Origin of the sequence: Pseudomonas sp. F9001, assembly GCF_013385435.1 — a bacterium.
In the GTDB taxonomy this organism is placed as follows: Bacteria; Pseudomonadota; Gammaproteobacteria; order Pseudomonadales; family Pseudomonadaceae; genus Aquipseudomonas.
Genome location: NZ_JACAPX010000005.1, coordinates 178,875 through 198,807, shown reverse-complemented (window position 1 = coordinate 198,807; position 19,933 = coordinate 178,875). Strand labels below are relative to the sequence as shown.

Genomic DNA, 19,933 nt, shown 5'->3' with positions numbered 1-19,933 from the left:
ATCCGCAAGGCTTTGACAGGTTGTCGACCGTCGCGGGGTTTTATTTAACTTATTTTTTGCAACAATCGGCGCAGCCTCAGCCCGCCAGCATCGGATAGGTAAACAACCCGAAATGCAGCAGGTTCAGCCCGAAGTGCGTAACGATCGCCGCGCCCAATCCGCCAAAGCGATACGCCAGGCCGTAGCCCAGGCCTGCGATGGTCGCCAGCAGGGTCCACTGCCAGCCTGCGCCCAGGTGTACCAGGCCGAACAGCAGGGCGGCCAACAGCAGGGCGAGGTTTTCACCATAGGGCAATTGCTTGAACCGTCGGCTCAGGCCGCCCTGGATATAACCGCGGAACAGCGCTTCCTCCACCAGGGTCACCAGCAGCAGGTTATTCAACACCCACAGCCAGGCCTGCTCCGGCCACTTCGGGGCCCAACTGATGACGCCCAGCAACGCAGCGCCGCCCAGGGCGGCAATCGCCGTCAGTGTCAACGCCAGGGCGGTGGCGTAGATCGACAGGCGCAGGGACCGGCGCGCAACAATCCACGGGCAGGCCAGCAGCAGCCAGAAGCCAATCAACGGTTTGTCCTGGTTCAGGTACATCGAGAAAGGCACGGCGTCGTCCGTAAAACGCTGCGGCGCGATCCCGCGACCGTTGTAGAACCCCGGCAGCCAATGCATCGCCAGCCCCAGCGCCAGCACGATAAACAGCCCGTGGCCCAGATAGCGTACCCACGGGTTTCGCTGTTGCCGCACGGCAAACCCGGCCAACAGCAGCATGGCGACAGACAGTGCCGCCATTAACCCCAATTGCCCGTAGCTCAAGGCAAGTACATAGCCGATGGAAAGAAGCGCCAGGTACAGCCATGGCAATGCAAGCATGGGGAATCCTTGTGACAGTCAAAATCTGAGGGCGGCAGTATACCGAGCGTCACCGACGGTAAAAATGAAAACACCGCCAGGGAAGGCGGTGTTTTGGGTAGCGCGTGTCAGTTACGAGGCAATCAACTGCCGCAACACGTAGTGCAGGATCCCGCCGGCCTTGAAGTACTCGACCTCATTGAGGGTGTCGATGCGGCACAGCACTTCGACCTTCTCGCTGCTGCCATCCTCACGGGTGATCACCAGCGTCAGGTTCATGCGTGGCTCGATCTCGGCGTGGGTCAGCCCGAGGATGTCGATCTTCTCCTTGCCGGTCAGCTTGAGTGCCTTGCGGTTCTGGTCCAGCTTGAACTGCAGGGGCAGCACGCCCATGCCCACCAGGTTGGAACGGTGAATCCGCTCGAAACTCTCGGCGATCACCGCCTTGACCCCCAGCAGGTTGGTGCCCTTGGCCGCCCAGTCACGGCTTGAGCCGGTGCCGTATTCCTGGCCGGCGATCACCACCAGCGGGGTGCCCGAGGCCTGGTATTTCATGGCGGCGTCATAGATCGGCATTTTCTCGCCGGTAGGGATGTAGATCGTATTGCCGCCTTCCTCGCCGCCGAGCATTTCGTTGCGGATGCGGATGTTGGCGAAGGTGCCGCGCATCATCACTTCATGGTTGCCGCGACGCGAGCCGTAGGAGTTGAAGTCCCGCGGTTCGACGCCTTGCTCGCGCAGGTATTTGCCGGCCGGGCTGTCGGTCTTGATGTTGCCGGCAGGGGATATGTGGTCGGTGGTCACCGAGTCCCCCAGCAATGCCAGCACATTGGCGCCCTTGACGTCTTCGATCACCGGCAGCGGGCCGCCGATGTCGTCGAAGAACGGTGGGTGCTGGATGTAGGTGGAGTCCTTCTGCCACACGTAGGTTGCAGCCTGCGGCACTTCAATGGCCTGCCACTGTTCATCACCGGCAAACACCTCGGCGTATTCCTTGTGGAACATCTGGGTGCTGACTTGCGCAACGGCGTCGGCGATTTCCTTGCTGCTGGGCCAGATGTCCCGCAGGTACACCGGTTTTCCGTCAGAGCCGGTGCCCAGTGGTTCGCTGCTGATGTCCATGCGCACGGTGCCGGCCAGGGCATAGGCCACCACGAGGGGCGGGGAGGCCAGCCAGTTGGTTTTCACCAGGGGATGCACCCGGCCTTCGAAGTTACGGTTGCCCGAGAGCACCGAGGCCACGGCCAGGTCGGCTTTCTGGATGGCTTTTTCGATCGGCTCGGGCAGCGGCCCGGAGTTGCCGATACAGGTGGTGCAGCCATAACCCACCAGGTCGAAGCCCAGCTTGTCGAGGTATTGGGTCAAGCCTGCCGCTTTGTAGTAATCAGTCACGACTTTGGAGCCCGGCGCCAGGGAGGTTTTCACCCAGGGCTTGCTCTTCAGTCCTTTCTCCACGGCCTTTTTCGCCACCAGTCCCGCCGCCATCATCACGCTCGGGTTGGAGGTGTTGGTGCAGGAGGTAATGGCCGCGATCACCACCGCGCCGTTTTTCAGGCGATAGGTCTGGCCTTCGAAGTCGTAGTCGGCTTCACCGATCAGGTCGGCGTTGCCCACCGCAACACCGCCGCCGCCTTCGCTTTCCAGGCGGCCTTCTTCCTTGTTGGTGGGCTTGAATTGCAGGTCGAGGAAATCGCTGAAGGCCTGGCCGACGTTAGGCAGTGAGACACGGTCTTGCGGACGTTTAGGCCCGGCCAGGCTGGCTTCGACGCTGGCCATGTCCAGCGCCAGGCTGTCGGTAAAGATCGGCTCCTGACCTGCATTGCGCCACAGGCCCTGGGCCTTGGTGTAGGCCTCCACCAGTTTGACGGTTTCTGCAGGACGGCCCGACAGGCGCAGGTAGTCCAGGGTTACTTCATCCACCGGGAAGAAGCCACAGGTGGCGCCGTACTCCGGGGCCATGTTGGCGATGGTCGCGCGGTCGGCCAAAGGCAGGTCGGCCAGGCCGTCGCCATAGAATTCGACGAATTTGCCGACCACGCCCTTTTTACGCAGCATCTGGGTGACGGTCAGCACCAGGTCAGTGGCGGTGATGCCTTCTTTCAGCTTGCCGGTGAGCTTGAAGCCGATCACTTCCGGGATCAGCATCGAAACGGGCTGCCCGAGCATCGCGGCTTCCGCTTCAATCCCGCCCACACCCCAGCCCAATACGCCGAGGCCGTTGATCATGGTGGTGTGGGAGTCGGTGCCGACCAGGGTGTCGGGGAAGGCATAGGTGCGGCCGTCTTCATCCTTGGTCCACACGGTGCGGCCGAGGTATTCCAGGTTGACCTGGTGACAGATGCCGGTGCCCGGTGGCACTACGCTGAAGTTGTCGAAGGCGCTCTGGCCCCAGCGCAGGAAGGCGTAGCGTTCGCCGTTGCGCTGCATTTCGATGTCGACGTTTTCCTGGAAGGCGCCGGTGGTGGCGAACTTGTCGACCATCACCGAGTGGTCGATCACCAGGTCCACCGGTGACAGCGGGTTGATGCGTTGCGGGTCACCGCCGGCCTTGGCCACGGCGGCGCGCATGGCGGCCAGGTCGACCACGGCGGGCACGCCGGTAAAGTCTTGCATCAGCACCCGGGCGGGGCGGTACTGGATCTCGCGGTCGGAGCGGCGCTCCTTGAGCCAGGCGGCAATGGCCTTGAGGTCGGCACCGGTGACGGTCTTTTCGTCTTCCCAGCGCAGCAGGTTTTCCAGCAGCACCTTGAGGGACATCGGCAGCTTGTCCAGATCACCCAGGCTCTTGGCGGCTTCGGGCAGGCTGAAGTAGTGATAGGTCTTGTCGTCGATCTGTAAGGTTTTAAGGGTTCTCAGACTATCAAGGGATGACATTACATGACTCCTTATGGTCCGCACGGCTACGGACCTGACGGGACGAACAGAGCTTACAAATTAGCCCTGTTTTAAGTAGCTGGCTAATTACTGGACTCTATCAATAAGTCCAAGGTTCCGAACTCGGCTATCATGCGCGCGTTTTCATGACAGGCATTGCGCTATAGCAAGCCCGTGATCCAGGAGAGTTGATGAACACCCTTTTTATGCACTGCCGCCCGGGTTTTGAAGGCGAAGTCTGTTCCGAGATCGCGGAACACGCCGCACGCCTGAACGTTTCGGGCTATGCCAAGGCCAAGACCGGCAGCGCCTGCGCCGAATTTGTCTGCACCGAAGAAGACGGCGCCCAGCGCCTGATGCGCGGCCAACGCTTTGCCGAGCTGATCTTCCCGAGGCAGTGGGCGCGCGGGGTGTTCATCGACTTGCCGGAAACCGACCGTATCAGCGTGATCCTCGCGCACCTGCGGGATTTCCCGGTGTGCGGCAGCCTGTGGCTGGAAATGGTCGACACCAATGACGGCAAGGAGCTGTCGAACTTCTGCAAGAAATTCGAAGTTCACTTGCGCAAGGCGCTGATGGCCGCCGGCAAACTGGTGGAAGACGCCAGCAAGCCGCGCCTGCTGTTGACCTTCAAGAGTGGCCGCGAAGTGTTCATGGGCCTGGCCGAGTCGAACAACTCGGCCATGTGGCCGATGGGCATCCCGCGCCTCAAATTCCCGCGGGACGCGCCAAGCCGCTCGACCTTGAAGCTGGAAGAGGCCTGGCACCACTTTATCCCCCGTGATCAGTGGGACGAGCGCCTGCACAGCGACATGACCGGCGTCGACCTCGGCGCAGCGCCTGGCGGCTGGACCTGGCAACTGGTCAACCGCGGCATGCTGGTGACCGCCATCGACAACGGCCCGATGGCCGAAAGCCTGATGGACACCGGGCTGGTGCAGCACTTGATGGCCGACGGCTTCATCTACACCCCCAAGCAGCCGGTGGACTGGATGGTCTGCGACATCGTCGAAAAACCGGCGCGCAATGCGGCCCTGTTGGAAACCTGGATCGGCGAGGGACATTGCCGCGAAGCAGTGGTCAACCTGAAGTTGCCGATGAAGCAGCGTTATGCCGAAGTGAAGCGCCTACTTGAACGCATCGCGGAAGGCTTCAAGGAACGTGGCATCCGGGTGGAGATCGGCTGCAAGCAGCTGTACCACGACCGTGAAGAAGTGACCTGCCATTTGCGCCGGTTGGATGTGAAGAAGCCAAAGGCCCGGTAAACGCTGCTCAATGTAGGAGCGAGCTTGCTCGCGAAAAAACCGAGGGCGCCGCTGGCTACCTGGCGCCCCGCGTTACCGTTAAAATGCCGGCCTGTTTAGGAGTAAACCATGAGCCTGACCCCTGATTTACCCGTCGATGCCGTCCTCGACGCCACCGGCCTCAACTGCCCGGAACCGGTGATGATGCTGCACCAGCACATCCGCGACCTGGCGCCCGGTGGCTTGCTCAAGGTGATCGCGACCGATCCGTCGACCCGTCGCGACATCCCCAAGTTCTGCGTGTTTCTCGACCATGAACTGGTGGACCAGCAGGAACAGGCCGGTACTTACCTATACTGGATCCGCAAGAAATCGGCTTAAGCCCGGCGAATCCGCTTGCGTGCGCTGCGCACCAGGCGGATCACCAACATCGCCGCGGCACAGCTCAGGCCCACGATCAGCCCCTGCCACAAGCCGCTCGGGCCGCGGGCGTCGCCCAGCCACTCGGTCAGCCCCAGCGCGTAGCCCACCGGCAAGCCCACGCCCCAATACGCAAACAACGTCAGCACCATGGTCACCCGAGTGTCCTGGTAACCACGTAGTGCGCCGGCGGCCGTGACCTGGATCGCGTCCGAGAACTGAAACAGCGCCGCAAACACAATCAGCATCGCCGCCACCTGGATCACCAGCGGGTCCTGGGTGTAGATGGTGGCGATCTGTTCGCGAAACAGCAGCATCAGGCTGCAGGACAGGCAGGCATACACCAGCGCGGTGCCCATTCCGACACCCGCGGCAAAGCGCGCCTCACGGGGTTCGCCACGGCCCAGGGCCTGGCCCACGCGCACGGTGACCGCCATGCTCAGGGAGTAGGGGATCATGAACACCAGCGAGCTGAAGTTCAGCGCGATCTGGTGCCCGGCCACCACCGTGGCGCCGAGGCTGCCGATCAGCAGCGCGATCACCGCAAAAATGCTCGACTCGGCGAACACCGCGATCCCGATGGGCAAGCCAATGCTCAACACACGCTTGATCACCGACCATTGCGGCCAGTCAAAGCGCTTGAACAGCTCGCTGCTCTGATACACCGGCGCCCAGCGGGTCCAGGCGGCCAGGCCAAGCATCATCACCCACATCACGATCGCCGTGGCCCAGCCGCAACCGATGCCGCCCATGGCCGGCACGCCGAAGTGGCCGTAGATGAACACATAGTTCAGCGGAATATTCAGCGCCAGCCCGCACAGGCCCATGACCATGCTCGGCCGCGTTCGGCCCAGCCCGTCGCTGAAGCAGCGCAGCACGTAATACAACGCAATGGCCGGCATGCCCGAAGCGATGCCGTGCAGGTAGCCCATGCAGGGCTTGATCAGCTCGGGATCGACCTTCATCAGGTGCAGGATCGGTTCGGCGCTGATCAGCAACAGCAGCGCGGTAATTCCCACCACCAGTGCCAGCCACATCGACTGGCGCACCAGCGGGCCGATTTCACCGTGGGTGCCGGCACCAAAGCGCTGGGCGACTTTCGGCGTGGTGGCCAACAGGGTGCCGGTCATCAGCAGGTACACCGGGATCCAGATGGAGTTGCCCAGGGCGACCGCCGCCAGGTCTCGGGAGCTGACACGCCCGGCCATCACGGCATCGACGAACCCCATGGCGGTGGTCGCCAGTTGCCCGATCATGATCGGCAGCGCCAGGGCCAGCAGGTTGCGCACTTCAAGGCTGACGCGGGCGGGGCGAGAAAGGGCGGTGGTGGTTGTGGCAGTGTTCACGTACAGATGTCCGATAGGGGAGCGCAGGACGGCGCATTCTACGCCTTGACGTGTTGGTCAGGAAAAAACCTGTGTTGTGGATTTGTAAACACATCCCCGCGCAAATGCAGCGTTTTGTGGCGAGGGCGCTTGCTGTGGTGAGGGAGCTTGCTCCCGCTGGGCTGCGCAGCAGCCCCATAACGGGCAACCGATGTGTACCTGAAAAAACACGGTGCTGCATTTGGGAGCGCTGCGCACTCCAGCGGGAGCAAGCTCCCTCGCCACAAGGAAAACCGCTGTACACTGCTGATCCGCGAAAGGAGCCTGCCATGCTGATTGTTGCCGACGAAAATATCCCGCTGCTCGATGCATTCTTCGAAGGATTTGGCGAGATTCGCCGGGTTCCGGGCCGGTCCATTGACCGCGCGACTATCGAGCAGGCCGATGTGCTGCTGGTGCGTTCAGTGACCAACGTCAACCGGGCCTTGCTCGAAGGCACGCCGGTGCGGTTTGTCGGCACCTGCACCATCGGCACTGATCACCTCGACCTCGATTACTTCCAGCGCGCCGGCATCCAGTGGTCCAGCGCCCCCGGCTGCAATGCCCGTGGCGTGGTCGACTATGTACTGGGCAGCCTGCTGACCCTGGCCGAGATCGAAGGCGCCGACCTGGCCCAGCGCACCTACGGTGTGGTGGGGGCCGGTGAAGTCGGCGGGCGTCTGGTCAAGGTGCTCAAGGCGTTGGGCTGGAACGTGCTGGTGTGCGACCCGCCCCGGCAGATCGCCGAGGACGGTGATTACGTCAGCCTGGAGCAGATCGTCGAGCAGTGCGATGTGATCAGTCTGCACACGCCGCTGAACAAATCCGGCAACGGCTCCACCTGGCACTTGTTCGACCGCGAGCGCCTCAACCAGCTCAAGCCCGGTGCCTGGCTGATCAACGCCAGCCGTGGCCCGGTGGTGGACAACGCCGCCCTCAAGGAGGTGCTGCTGGAGCGCGAAGACCTGCAGGCCGTGCTGGATGTGTGGGAAGGCGAGCCGCAGGTGGACGTCGACCTGGCCGACCTGTGTGTGCTGGCCACCCCGCATATCGCCGGCTACAGCCTGGACGGCAAGCAGCGCGGCACGGCGCAGATCTATCAGGCGTTTTGCCGGCATCTTGGTCAGGACCCGACGATTCAATTGAGCGACTTGCTGCCGGAGCCGTGGCTGGCCGAAGTCAGCCTCAATGCCAATACCGATCCGGCCTGGGCCCTGGCGACCCTGTGCCGCAGCGTGTACGACCCGCGCCGTGATGACGCGGATTTCCGCCGCAGCCTGGTAGGCACAGTGGATGAGCAGCGCAAGGCCTTCGACCTATTGCGCAAGCACTACCCCGAGCGGCGTGAGATTGACGGCTTGAAAGTGCGGATCAACGGCGAGTCTGCCGCCTTGTCGAGCATCGTGGCAGCATTGGGCGCACAGGCAATTTGAAGGCATAAAAAACCCGGCCATCAAGGCCGGGTTTAAGAGAGCGTGGGCGAATCAGCCTCGCTTGGCAGGCTTGACCAATTTCTGTTCCAGTTCGGCGCACGCGCTCTGGATCATTTCTTCGGTGATTTGCACTTCGCGGCCCTGAGCGTCGATGTACGAGCAAGGCAATTGCTGCGGTTGGCGGATCACTTGAATTTTGGCGTTGCTGCTGTTTTGCAAGGACATGGCCCGTCTCCTCATCAGGTTGTGTACCTACTTTAAAACCCCCGCGTGACCGCGTTGTTACAACTCCTTGCGCGGCCCGCAGATCGAATGCCCAGTCCAGCAGAAACCGATACAAATTTCCAGCCGGTCCTTAGACCGATAGCCTCTAGGGCCTAGGTTCGGTGAGCATAATTAACCTGACTCATTGTGATTCGCTCAAGTTCCCCCCATGTAGCTATGCAGGTTCCCGTCTCCAACCTTCAGGTGAAACCCTCCATGCTCTCAGCCCGTCAACGCCGCGCGATTCGCCTGGCCAGTCGCTTCGTCGCTCCCTACCGCTGGCAGGCCCTGGGCGCCTTGTTGGCGCTGATCGTCACCGCCGGCATTACCTTGTCCATGGGCCAGGGTATTCGCCTGCTGGTGGACCAGGGGTTCATGACCCAGTCGCCGCACCTGCTCAACCAATCCATCGGTCTGTTCATGATCCTGGTGCTGGGCCTGGCGGTGGGCACCTTTGCGCGGTTTTACCTGGTATCGTGGATCGGCGAGCGGGTGGTGGCGGACATCCGGCGGCAGGTGTTCAACCACTTGATCTACCTGCATCCGGGCTTCTACGAAAACAACCGCAGCTCGGAAATCCAGTCCCGGCTGACCACCGACACCACCTTGCTGCAATCGGTGATCGGCTCCTCGCTGTCGCTGTTCCTGCGCAACGCCTTGATGGTGATCGGCGGGATCGTGCTGCTGTTTGTCACCAACCCCAAGCTCACCAGCATCGTCGTGATAGCGCTGCCACTGGTGCTGGCGCCGATCCTGATCTTCGGCCGCCGGGTGCGCAGCCTGTCGCGCCAGAGCCAGGACCGCATCGCCGATGTCGGCAGCTATGTGTCCGAGACCCTCGGCCAGATCAAGACCGTGCAGGCCTACAACCACCAGGTCCAGGACGAACAGCGCTTCGCGCTGACGGTGGAAGAGGCCTTCACCACCGCCCGCAAACGCATCGTGCAGCGCGCCTGGCTGATTACCCTGGTGATCATGCTGGTGCTGGGCGCCGTGGGCGTGATGCTCTGGGTCGGCGGCATGGACGTGATCGGCGGGCGCATTTCCGGTGGTGAGCTGGCGGCGTTCGTGTTCTACAGCCTGATCGTCGGCAGTGCCGTCGGTACGTTGAGTGAAGTGTTGGGCGAGTTGCAGCGCGCCGCCGGTGCGGCGGAGCGGATTGGCGAATTGCTGCAGTCGAGCAATGAGATCAAGGCGCCCGAAGCCAACGTGATCAAGTTGCCGGAGCGGGTCAGCGGCCGCCTGGAAATCCAGGATTTGCGCTTCTCCTATCCTTCGCGTCCGGATCGTTTTGCCATCGACGGCTTGAGCCTGAGCATCAATGCCGGCGAAACCCTGGCCCTGGTCGGTCCGTCCGGCGCGGGTAAATCGACGATGTTCGATCTGTTGCTGCGTTTCTACGATCCCCAGCAAGGCCGCATCCTGCTTGAAGGCCACCCGCTGACCGAGCTGGATCCGCTGGACCTGCGCCGCTGTTTCGCCCTGGTGTCCCAGAGCCCGGCGCTGTTTTTCGGCAGCGTTGAGGAGAACATCCGCTACGGCAATCCGACGGCCACCTTTGCCCAGGTCGAGGAGGCGGCGCGCATCGCCCACGCCCACGACTTCATTTTGCAAATGCCCGACGGCTACCAGACCCACCTGGGCGACGGCGGCATGGGCCTTTCGGGCGGCCAGCGCCAACGCCTGGCCATCGCCCGGGCTTTGTTGGTGGATGCACCGATCCTGCTGCTGGACGAAGCCACCAGCGCGCTGGACGCCCAGAGCGAACACCTGATCCAGCAGGCGCTGCCGCAGTTGATGGAAGGGCGCACCACCCTGGTCATCGCCCACCGGCTGGCCACGGTGAAGAATGCCGACCGGATTGCCGTGATGGACCAGGGCAAGCTGGTGGCGGTTGGGACGCATCAGCAACTGATCGCCAGCAATCCGCTGTATGCACGGCTGGCGGCGTTGCAGTTCAGTGATGGTGAGTCGACCACCCACTGATTCACCGCCCACAAAAAATGCCCGCATCTCTCAATGTGGGCATTTTTTATGGGACAGCGTTACTTACTGATCATCAAAATACCGCTCATGCCAATCCACCAGCGGCTGCGGTGCATTGAGCTTCTGCCCGTAGATCACCGAATAAGACAGCACGTTCTGCACATACTGGCGGGTTTCGTCGAACGGGATGCTTTCCACCCACACATCGAAACTCAGGTGATCGGCGCCGCGCAGCCATTGGCGTACACGGCCCGGGCCGGCGTTGTAGGCGGCGGTGGCGAGCACGCGGTTGCCGTTGAACTGGGCGTGGACCTGGCTCAGGTAGGCGGCGCCGAGCTGGATGTTCTTGTCCGGGTCGAGCACCTGCTGTTGCGAAGCCAGCGGGATGCTGAACTTGCGCGCAGTCTCCTTGGCGGTGCCGGGCATCAGTTGCATCAGGCCGGTGGCGCCGACGCCGGAGCGCGCGTCGTCCATGAAGGCGCTTTCCTGGCGGGTGATCGCAAATACCCAGCTGGAATGCACGCCGCGGACCTTGGCTTCGCGCACCAGGGTGTCGCGGTGGGCCATCGGGAAGCGGATGTCCAGGTCGTCCCAGTACTGCGCCTGGCTGATGGTGCGGATCGCCGGGAAGTACCACTTCATGTCATAGGCCAGCTTGGCCTGGGCGACCATTTCGTCGCGGTTGAAATGCCGGCTGACGTGGTACCACTCGCGGCGGCCATCAACGATCTGGCCACGGGCGTAGAACTCCAGGGCGCGGCGCACGCCCGGTGTGTTGCGTACCTTGTTCATCAGCGCCTGGCTCATCACCAGTGGCTTGTTGTTCAGTTGGTACGGGGACTGGGAGCGATCCGCCGCCAGGAAACCGTAAAAGTCGCGCTCCTTGGCCAGGCCCTTGTACATCACCAGGGCTTGCGGGTTCTTCGGCTCTGCCAGTTCCAGGCTGCGGGCCTGCCAGTAGCGCCAGCGGTTGGTGGTGGCCAAATCCTGGGGCAGCTTGCGGGTCAACTGGTAGGCGTCTTCCCAGCGGGCCAGGCGCAACAGCAGGCGCAGGCGCCATTCGGAAACGGTGTTGTCCCGCAGTTCCGGATCGTATTTGGTCATCACGTCGAGGGCGCGCGGGTCGTAGCGACGCGCCAGGGTCAGGCCGATTTCCCGGGCGATCGACACTTTTTCGTCACGAGAGAAGTGCATGCTGCTGGCATAACCGTCGAGCAGGGCCATGGCCTTGTCCGGGTCCTGGCGTGCCAGGCGGCGCAGGCCCAGGCCTACGGCGTCGGACATGGCTTCGTTGGCCGGCAGAAAGCGCGATGGGTCGCCGAGCATGTCGGGCTTCTGTGCCACGTCCACCATCAGGCGGCCCTGGGCGCCGAGGGTCGGCAGGGTCTTCACCAGGCTGTTGGCCAACGGATAGTTGCGGGCTTCGGCGGCCAGCTTGGCGCGGTCCCAGATTTTCTGTTCGGTCAGTTGGCCGTCGGCGGCCCACTGGCCAAAGGTGGCATCACAGGCCGCAGGCTGGGATTTACCGGTCAGCCACAGCTTCTCGGTGGTTTTATAACCTTCGGCTTTTTGGTTGTGGGTCAGCTGGAATTGGCCATGGAGGCAGTCCAGTTCGACGAAATTGAGTTTGGCGTCGTAGTACTTTTCAAAGGTTTGCCAGTCGCCACGGTCGGCCAGCCAGCGCAACCAGCGCAGTTTCATCCAGTTGGCCTGGGGCAGGTCGCCGTTCTTGGCGAGGAATTGTTCGATCTCCTCGTTGCTGGCGGTTTTCAGTCGCGCCGTGAGCTCGTCGTAGGCGAGGTACGGCGTCAACGGGTAGTCGGCCAGGGCCTGGCTGTATTGGAAATACGGGCCGCTGTCGCCTTTGGCGAGGGCTCGTTTGGCTTCATCGTAATATTGACGTTGGGTGGTGAGGTCCACGGCCTGGGCGGATTGAACGGCGGTGGCAGAAAGAAGCAGACAAGATAAAAAGCTGAAAAGGCGACTGCGCATGAGACGTCCGTGCAGAGGAATCTGGACTAGTGCCGACGTCGCCGACACTGATTGCCCCTAGCTTAGCCTTTTGCCCGCAACCGGTGAAAGCTTTGCCGGTCGCTTCGTTCAAGTTCATCTGAAATGTCCAACAGAACGTGTCAGCGGCGAAAATGCCGGCCGCCTCGAGCCCTAAGTCAGGTAGAATGCGCGCCCAGTTTTTGGAGAAGCGTATGACCCTGCTCAAATTCAGCGATGTGTCCCTTGCTTTCGGCGCTATGCCGTTGTTGGACAAGGTGTCCTGGCAGATCGCCCGTGGTGAGCGGGTGTGCATCATCGGCCGCAACGGCACCGGCAAGTCCAGCATGATGAAGCTGGTAAAAGGCGACCAGAAGCCCGATGACGGCTCTGTCTGGCGCGCCCCGGGCCTCAAGATTGGCGAATTGCCGCAAGAATTGCCGGTGGCCGACGGACGGACAGTGTTCGACGTGGTTGCCGAAGGCCTCGACGGCGTGGGCGCACTGCTCGCCGAATACCATCACCTGGCACAGAACTGCGTCACCGAAGCCGACCTGGACAAGCTGATGCACGTCCAGCAAGACCTCGAAGCCCGCGACGGCTGGCGCTTGCAGCAATTGGTCGACAGCACCCTGAGTCGCCTGCAACTGCCCGCCGACAAGACCCTCGCCGAATTGTCCGGCGGCTGGCGTCGCCGCGTCCTGCTGGCCCAGGCCCTGGTTTCCGAGCCGGATCTGTTGCTGCTCGACGAACCGACCAACCACCTGGACATCGGCGCAATCGCCTGGCTTGAAGAAGCCCTCAAGGATTTCCAGGGCGCCGTGCTGTTCATCACGCACGACCGTTCCTTCCTGCAGAACCTGGCAACCCGCATCCTCGAACTGGACCGTGGCGGCCTGATCGACTGGAATGGCGACTACGCCAGTTTCCTGGTGCACAAGGAAGCCGCGCTGTCTGCGGAAGAAACCGCCAATGCCCTGTTCGATAAGAAGCTGGCCCAGGAAGAAGTCTGGATCCGCCAGGGCATCAAGGCCCGCCGCACCCGTAACGAAGGCCGCGTACGCGCCCTGAAAGCCTTGCGCGTTGAGCGCAGCGAGCGTCGCGAGCGCACCGGCAAGGCCAACATTCAACTGGATACCGCCGACAAGTCCGGCAAGCAAGTGATGGTCCTGGAAAACGTCAGCTTCCATCACCCGGACGGCCCGTTCCTGATCAAGGACTTCTCCATGGTCCTGCAGCGCGGCGACCGTATCGGCCTGCTCGGCGCCAACGGTACCGGCAAGACCACCTTGCTCAAGCTGATGCTCAACGGCCTGCAACCCACCAGCGGTACCGTGGAAGAGGGCACGCGCATCGACGTGGCCTACTTCGACCAGCTGCGCCACCAGTTGGACCTGGAAAAAACCGTGATCGACAACGTCGCCGAAGGTCGCGACTTTATCGACATCGACGGCCAGAGCCGCCACGTGCTGAGCTACCTGGGCGACTTCCTGTTCAGCCCGCAGCGTGCACGTACGCCGGTCAAGGCCTTGTCCGGTGGTGAGCGTGCGCGCCTGCTGCTGGCCAAGTTGTTCAGCAAGCCAGCCAACCTGCTGGTACTCGACGAACCGACCAACGACCTCGACGTGGAAACCCTGGAACTGCTGGAAGAGGTCCTGCTGACCTTCAACGGCACCGTGCTGATGGTCAGTCACGACCGGGCATTCCTCGATAACGTGGTCACCAGCACCCTGGTCTTCGAAGGCGAAGGCAAGGTGCGTGAATACGTCGGTGGTTACCAGGACTGGCTGCGCCAGGGCGGCTCGCCGCGCCTGCTGGGCGTGACCGAGAGCAAGTCCGGCAAGGCTGACTTGACCTCGGCCGTGGTTGCTCCAGTGGCTGCTGCTCCGGCACCAGCCCAGGAAGCACCTGCTGCGAAGAAGAAGCTCAGCTACAAGCTGCAACGTGAGCTGGAAGCACTGCCGGGTGATATCGACGCCAAGGAACAGCAGATTGCTGCCGTTGAAGCTGAAATGGCTGACGCGGGTTTCTACCTGCGTCCGGCTGCAGAAACCGCCAAGGTGATTGCATCCCTCGAGCAGCTTAACAGCGAGCTTGAAGCCCTGGTTGAACGCTGGGCCGAGCTGGATGCCTGAGTGATTCAAGCGCAATAAAAAACCCGGCGCTCATTTGTATGAGCGCCGGGTTTTTTGTATGAAACGCGGTTCAGATGTGGGAGCGGGCTTGCTCGCGAATGCGGTGTGTCAGTCCATATATTTGTCGACTGATCCACCGCATTCGCGAGCAAGCCCGCTCCCACACAAGCCCGCTCCCACATTGGATTGCCGTTGGTCTTACGAGCTCTTGACCAGTTTCACGGCCAGCACATCGCAAGGTGCGCCGTGCAGCACGTCATTGGCGGTGGAGCCCAGCAGCAAGGCCAGGCCGTGACGGCCGTGGCTGCCGACCACGATCAGGTCGCAACCTTGCTCCTTGGCCAGGTGGTGGATTTCCTGGCGCGGCTGGCCGTAGGTCAGGTGGCTCTGGTCTTTTTTCAGGGCAGGGTACTTGTTGATCAGCCGGTCAAGGCGTTCCTTGGCCTGGTCGAACTGCTGCTGCTGCAGTTGGGAAAGGTCCATCGGCACATCGCCGCCAAAGGCCATGGCCATCGGTTCGACGATATGCACCAGGGACAGCTTCACCGAGTCGCCTGCAAGGCCTACGGCCCGCTTGATCACGGGGTCGCATTCTTCGGTCAGGTCCACGGCGACCAGAATATGTTCGTAGGGCATGAGGAGTCCTCCAAGGGAAAGCGATAAGTTCAGTATGGCTGGTTTCAAGCGGATGGGGTTGCGTCAGGTCAAATCCGCTCATCAAGAAATTCGGGAGTACACATATGACGGTCTGGATAGTGGTGTCAATCCTTGCGCTGGTTTTAAGCCCCCTGGCGTGGCTGCGTCCTTCGCGCCATTCGAGCGGGCGCATGGCTTTGCGCATGGAGGCGCGGCGCATTGGCCTGGCCATGCAACTGACGCCCCAGGAATGGCCACACTGGCTCAAGCACGAGCCGCCAAGCCCGTGTGCCCAGTATCACCGGCCACGGCGTGGCACCACGCGGGTGACCTGGAGTTACTGGCAGTTGGAGCCGGGGGTTTGGGTCAATCAGTGGCAGGAAACCTGCGTCGATGAAAAGTTGTTGCCACATTTTGCGACGCTGCCGGCGAACGTCTACAAAGTCGAAGCCGACAAGCAAATGATCACCCTGTACTGGGGCGAGAAGGGCGAGTTGAGCGTGTTGCAGGACATTGACGCGGTGCTCAAGGCGCTGGCCTGAGATTCCTGCGGGCATTAAAAAGCCCGAAAGTATCATCGGGCTGGAGTTGGCCAGGCAGGCCGGTAATTCGTTTTACGTGCCGCTAGCCTAGCCGCATATTCGGTTCTGTACAGCCCTTTAAATCAAAATTCACATTATTGATTTCGCGAATGATTAAACATTGGCGGGGCGATGCCGGCTGCCCCGGGTTCTGAAATGACTGAAAAGTCGCGTTTTTGCGGCCCTTTCGAGCGATTGACAATTCTTCGGATTTGGCTGAAGGTGACGTACCCAAATCAAACGGGCGTATGAATTGAGCGTTTGTCTTTCAGACCGTTCGTACAGAATCCCGACTATCGCGTTGGCGGGTGTGCCTGGCAAATTGGCGTTAGCATCGACGGTAACGTCAGTGCCTACGCTGAATCCTGCGTCCGACGTGTACTGTTCAGCTTCCATATCGTGGAGATCAGTTGATGATTTACGAAGGTAAAGCCATCACGGTTAAGGCTCTTGAAAGTGGCATCGTCGAATTGAAATTCGACCTCAAGGGTGAGTCCGTCAACAAGTTCAACCGTCTAACCCTGAATGAATTGCGTCAGGCCGTAGACACCATCAAAGCAGATGCTTCGGTCAAGGGCGTGATCGTCTCCAGCGGCAAGGACGTGTTCATCGTCGGCGCTGACATCACCGAATTCGTCGACAACTTCAAGCTGCCCGATGCCGAGCTTGTGGCTGGCAACCTCGAAGCCAACAAGATTTTCAGCGATTTCGAAGACCTCAACGTGCCAACCGTTGCCGCGATCAATGGCATCGCCCTGGGCGGCGGTCTGGAAATGTGCCTGGCCGCCGACTTCCGCGTGATGTCTGCCACCGCGAAAATCGGCCTGCCGGAAGTCAAGCTGGGCATCTACCCAGGCTTCGGCGGTACCGTGCGCCTGCCGCGCATCATCGGTGCCGACAATGCCATCGAGTGGATTGCCGCCGGCAAGGAAAACCGTGCTGAAGACGCGCTGAAAGTCGGCGCCGTGGATGCTGTGGTGGCTCCCGACAAGCTGGCAGAAGCCGCGCTGAACCTGATCAAGGGCGCCATCAGCGGCGAATTTGACTACAAGGCCAAGCGTCAGCCAAAGCTGGAAAAACTCAAGCTCAACGCCATCGAACAGATGATGTCGTTCGAAACCGCCAAGGGTTTCGTGGCTGGCCAGGCCGGCCCGAACTACCCGGCGCCGGTTGAAGCGATCAAGACCATCCAGAAGGCCGCGAACTTCGGTCGCGACAAAGCCCTGGAAGTCGAAGCTGCCGGCTTCGTCAAACTGGCCAAGACCTCTGCCGCGCAGAGCTTGATCGGTCTGTTCCTGAACGATCAGGAACTGAAGAAAAAGGCCAAGGCCTACGACGAAATCGCTCGCGACGTTAAACAGGCTGCCGTACTCGGCGCCGGTATCATGGGCGGCGGTATCGCCTATCAGTCGGCGTCCAAAGGCACGCCGATCCTGATGAAAGACATCAACGAGCACGGCATCGAGCAGGGTCTGGCAGAAGCCGCGAAGCTGCTGGTAGGCCGCGTTGATAAAGGCCGCATGACTGCAGCGAAAATGGCTGAAGTGCTTAACGGCATTCGTCCGACCCTGTCCTACGGTGATTTCGGCCACGTCGACCTGGTGGTCGAAGCGGTTGTCGAGAACCCGAAGGTCAAGCAGGCGGTACTGGCTGAAGTTGAAGCCCAGGTGAAAGAAGACACGATCCTGGCGTCCAACACCTCGACCATTTCCATCACCTTGCTGGCCAAGGCGCTCAAGCGTCCGGAAAACTTCGTCGGCATGCACTTCTTCAACCCGGTGCACATGATGCCGCTGGTGGAAGTGATCCGTGGCGAGAAGTCCAGCGAGCTGGCCGTTGCCACCACCGTTGCCTACGCCAAGAAAATGGGCAAGAACCCGATCGTCGTCAATGACTGCCCGGGCTTCCTGGTCAACCGCGTACTGTTTCCGTACTTCGGCGGTTTCGCCAAGCTGGTCAGCGCCGGTGTGGACTTCGTGCGCATCGACAAGGTCATGGAAAAATTCGGCTGGCCAATGGGCCCGGCGTACCTGATGGACGTGGTCGGCATCGACACCGGCCACCACGGTCGCGACGTAATGGCTGAAGGCTTCCCGGACCGCATGAAAGACGACCGCCGCTCGGCGATCGACGCGCTCTACGAAGCCAAGCGCCTGGGCCAGAAGAATGGCAAGGGCTTCTACGCCTACGAGACCGACAAGAAGGGCAAGCAGAAGAAAGTGGCCGACCCATCGGTTCACGAAGTACTCGCGCCGGTCATCTACGAACAGCGTGAAGTGTCCGACGAGGACATCGTCAACTGGATGATGATCGCCCTGTGCCTGGAAACCGTGCGCTGCCTGGAAGACGGCATCGTTGAAACCGCAGCCGAGGCCGACATGGGCCTGGTCTACGGTATTGGTTTCCCTCCATTCCGTGGTGGTGCGCTGCGTTACATCGATTCCATCGGTGTGGCCGAGTTCGTTGCCCTGGCTGATCAATACGCTGATCTGGGCCCGCTGTACCACCCGACTGCGAAGCTGCGCGAGATGGCCAAGAACGGCCAGAGCTTCTTCGGTTAAGTGCCCAGACGACTAGAGCGAGAATATTTATGAGCTTGAATCCAAGAGACGTCGTGATTGTCGACTTCGGTCGTACTCCGATGGGCCGCTCCAAGGGCGGCATGCACCGCAACACCCGTGCCGAAGACATGTCGGCGCACCTGATCAGCAAATTGCTGGAACGCAACGTCAAGGTCGACCCGAACGAAGTCGAAGACGTGATCTGGGGCTGCGTCAACCAGACCCTGGAGCAGGGCTGGAACATCGCCCGCATGGCTTCCCTGATGACGCAGATCCCGCACACCGCTGCCGGCCAGACCGTCAGCCGCCTGTGTGGCTCGTCCATGAGCGCGCTGCACACCGCTGCCCAAGCGATCATGACCGGTAACGGTGATGTGTTCGTGGTTGGCGGCGTGGAGCACATGGGCCACGTCAGCATGATGCACGGTGTGGATCCGAACCCGCACATGTCCCTGTACGCGGCGAAAGCCTCGGGCATGATGGGCCTCACCGCTGAAATGCTTGGCAAAATGCACGGCATTACCCGCGAAGCCCAGGATGCATTCGGCCTGCGTTCCCACCAGTTGGCCCACAAGGCCACCGTGGAAGGCAAGTTCAAGGATGAAATCATCCCGATGAACGGCTACGACGAGAACGGTTTCCTGAAACTGTTCGACTACGACGAAACCATTCGTCCGGACACCACCCTGGAAAGCCTGGCGGCCCTGAAGCCGGCCTTCAATCCAAAGGGCGGCACCGTGACAGCCGGTACTTCGTCGCAGATCACTGACGGTGCTTCGTGCATGATCGTGATGTCGGCCCAGCGTGCCCAGGACCTGGGCATCCAGCCGATGGCCGTGATTCGTTCGATGGCAGTCGCAGGTGTGGACCCGGCAATCATGGGCTATGGTCCAGTACCGGCCACACAAAAAGCATTGAAGCGCGCAGGCCTGACTATCTCCGACATCGACTTCTTCGAGCTCAACGAAGCTTTCGCCGCACAGGCCCTGCCAGTGCTGAAAGATTTGAAAGTGCTCGACAAGATGAACGAGAAGGTTAACCTGCACGGCGGCGCGATTGCCTTGGGTCACCCGTTTGGGTGTTCCGGCGCTCGTATCTCCGGCACGTTGCTTAACGTGATGAAGCAAAATGGCGGCAACCTTGGGGTTGCAACCATGTGCATTGGCCTCGGCCAAGGCATCTCCACCGTCTTCGAACGTATCTAAACGTTTCGTTGACGGAAGCCGGGGCCCAGTGCCCCGGTTTTTGTTTTTTGGAATTTTTTATATTTTTTTTTAACAAATTTTGTAAGAGGGCCAGAGCATGAAAGTCGAACCAGGGCTCTACCAGCATTATAAAGGTCCGCAGTACCGCGTTTTTAATGTGGCGCGGCATTCCGAGACCGAAGAGGAAGTGGTGTTCTACCAAGCACTGTATGGCGATTACGGCTTTTGGGTGCGTCCCTTGAGCATGTTCCTGGAGACCGTCGAAGTTGACGGCGAACAGGTCCCGCGCTTTGCTTTGATGCAGGCCGAACCCAGCCTTTTTTCCGTGCAATAAAGGCAGGCCGCGCAGAATGCTGCGCTTGACCTCACCTTGTTGCCACTATATATAGCGTTG

At 61.1% G+C, this 19,933-nt stretch carries 15 protein-coding genes; 9 read left to right on the top strand and 6 right to left on the bottom strand.

All coding sequences use genetic code 11. From position 1 onward, the window contains the following. Nucleotides 1-76: 76 nt before the first annotated feature. Both HX818_RS03865 and acnA read right to left on the bottom strand, forming a co-directional pair. On the bottom strand, nt 77-868 hold the full coding sequence (locus HX818_RS03865) for a CPBP family intramembrane glutamic endopeptidase (protein WP_003219003.1): 792 nt from the start codon (nt 866-868) through the stop codon (nt 77-79). A 111-nt stretch (nt 869-979) separates the two neighbouring features. Then, nucleotides 980-3,721: an aconitate hydratase AcnA gene (gene acnA, locus HX818_RS03860; protein ID WP_177008122.1), complete on the bottom strand. Its 2,742-nt coding sequence runs from the start codon at nt 3,719-3,721 to the stop codon at nt 980-982. Between the two features lie 191 nt (nt 3,722-3,912). Here acnA and rlmM point away from each other — a divergent pair, with 191 nt between their 5' ends. Both rlmM and tusA read left to right on the top strand, forming a co-directional pair. Then, entirely contained in the window at nt 3,913-4,986 is a 1,074-nt protein-coding gene (rlmM, locus tag HX818_RS03855; RefSeq protein ID WP_003219000.1) for a 23S rRNA (cytidine(2498)-2'-O)-methyltransferase RlmM, read from the top strand. A gap of 108 nt (nt 4,987-5,094) precedes the next feature. Further along, a complete protein-coding gene (gene tusA, locus HX818_RS03850; RefSeq protein WP_003218998.1) occupies nt 5,095-5,346 on the top strand; it encodes a sulfurtransferase TusA in 252 nt (83 codons plus the stop codon). On the opposite strand, the gene HX818_RS03845 is transcribed toward tusA, so the two are convergent. Then, entirely contained in the window at nt 5,343-6,731 is a 1,389-nt protein-coding gene (locus HX818_RS03845; protein ID WP_032899660.1) for an MATE family efflux transporter, read from the bottom strand. The genes tusA and HX818_RS03845 overlap by 4 nt on opposite strands. A gap of 308 nt (nt 6,732-7,039) precedes the next feature. Between HX818_RS03845 and pdxB the strand changes: the two genes are divergently transcribed. Further along, nucleotides 7,040-8,182, top strand: a complete 1,143-nt coding sequence (pdxB, locus tag HX818_RS03840) for a 4-phosphoerythronate dehydrogenase PdxB (RefSeq protein ID WP_008437589.1) — start codon at nt 7,040-7,042, stop codon at nt 8,180-8,182. Nucleotides 8,183-8,233: 51 nt separating this feature from the next. Here the strand turns inward: pdxB and HX818_RS03835 are convergent, their stop codons facing one another. Further along, entirely contained in the window at nt 8,234-8,407 is a 174-nt protein-coding gene (locus tag HX818_RS03835) for a PA1571 family protein (protein ID WP_003218992.1), read from the bottom strand. A 216-nt stretch (nt 8,408-8,623) separates the two neighbouring features. On the opposite strand from HX818_RS03835, the gene HX818_RS03830 reads away from it, so the two are divergent. Then, entirely contained in the window at nt 8,624-10,432 is a 1,809-nt protein-coding gene (locus HX818_RS03830; protein ID WP_177008120.1) for an ABC transporter transmembrane domain-containing protein, read from the top strand. A gap of 63 nt (nt 10,433-10,495) precedes the next feature. On the opposite strand, the gene HX818_RS03825 is transcribed toward HX818_RS03830, so the two are convergent. After that, nucleotides 10,496-12,424 (bottom strand): transglycosylase SLT domain-containing protein, encoded by a 1,929-nt coding sequence (locus HX818_RS03825; RefSeq protein WP_008437594.1) that lies wholly within the window; start codon nt 12,422-12,424, stop codon nt 10,496-10,498. Between the two features lie 212 nt (nt 12,425-12,636). Between HX818_RS03825 and HX818_RS03820 the strand changes: the two genes are divergently transcribed. Next, entirely contained in the window at nt 12,637-14,556 is a 1,920-nt protein-coding gene (locus HX818_RS03820) for an ATP-binding cassette domain-containing protein (protein WP_003218986.1), read from the top strand. 198 nt (nt 14,557-14,754) lie between these two features. On the opposite strand, the gene HX818_RS03815 is transcribed toward HX818_RS03820, so the two are convergent. Then, nucleotides 14,755-15,192, bottom strand: coding sequence for a universal stress protein (locus tag HX818_RS03815; protein ID WP_003218985.1), 438 nt, complete (start codon nt 15,190-15,192; stop codon nt 14,755-14,757). A gap of 104 nt (nt 15,193-15,296) precedes the next feature. Between HX818_RS03815 and HX818_RS03810 the strand changes: the two genes are divergently transcribed. The 4 genes from HX818_RS03810 (at nt 15,297) to HX818_RS03795 (ending at nt 19,873) form a co-directional block, all read left to right on the top strand. Continuing rightward, a complete protein-coding gene (locus HX818_RS03810) occupies nt 15,297-15,734 on the top strand; it encodes a hypothetical protein (protein WP_003218981.1) in 438 nt (145 codons plus the stop codon). A 452-nt stretch (nt 15,735-16,186) separates the two neighbouring features. After that, complete coding sequence (gene fadB, locus HX818_RS03805) at nt 16,187-18,334, top strand: fatty acid oxidation complex subunit alpha FadB (RefSeq protein WP_003218979.1); 2,148 nt, start codon at nt 16,187-16,189, stop codon at nt 18,332-18,334. Nucleotides 18,335-18,363: 29 nt separating this feature from the next. After that, a complete protein-coding gene (gene fadA, locus HX818_RS03800) occupies nt 18,364-19,539 on the top strand; it encodes an acetyl-CoA C-acyltransferase FadA (protein WP_003218978.1) in 1,176 nt (391 codons plus the stop codon). A gap of 97 nt (nt 19,540-19,636) precedes the next feature. After that, the gene (locus HX818_RS03795; RefSeq protein ID WP_008437597.1) at nt 19,637-19,873 is read left to right on the top strand and encodes a DUF1653 domain-containing protein; all 237 of its coding nucleotides are present in this window, start codon (nt 19,637-19,639) and stop codon (nt 19,871-19,873) included. Nucleotides 19,874-19,933 lie beyond the last annotated feature (60 nt).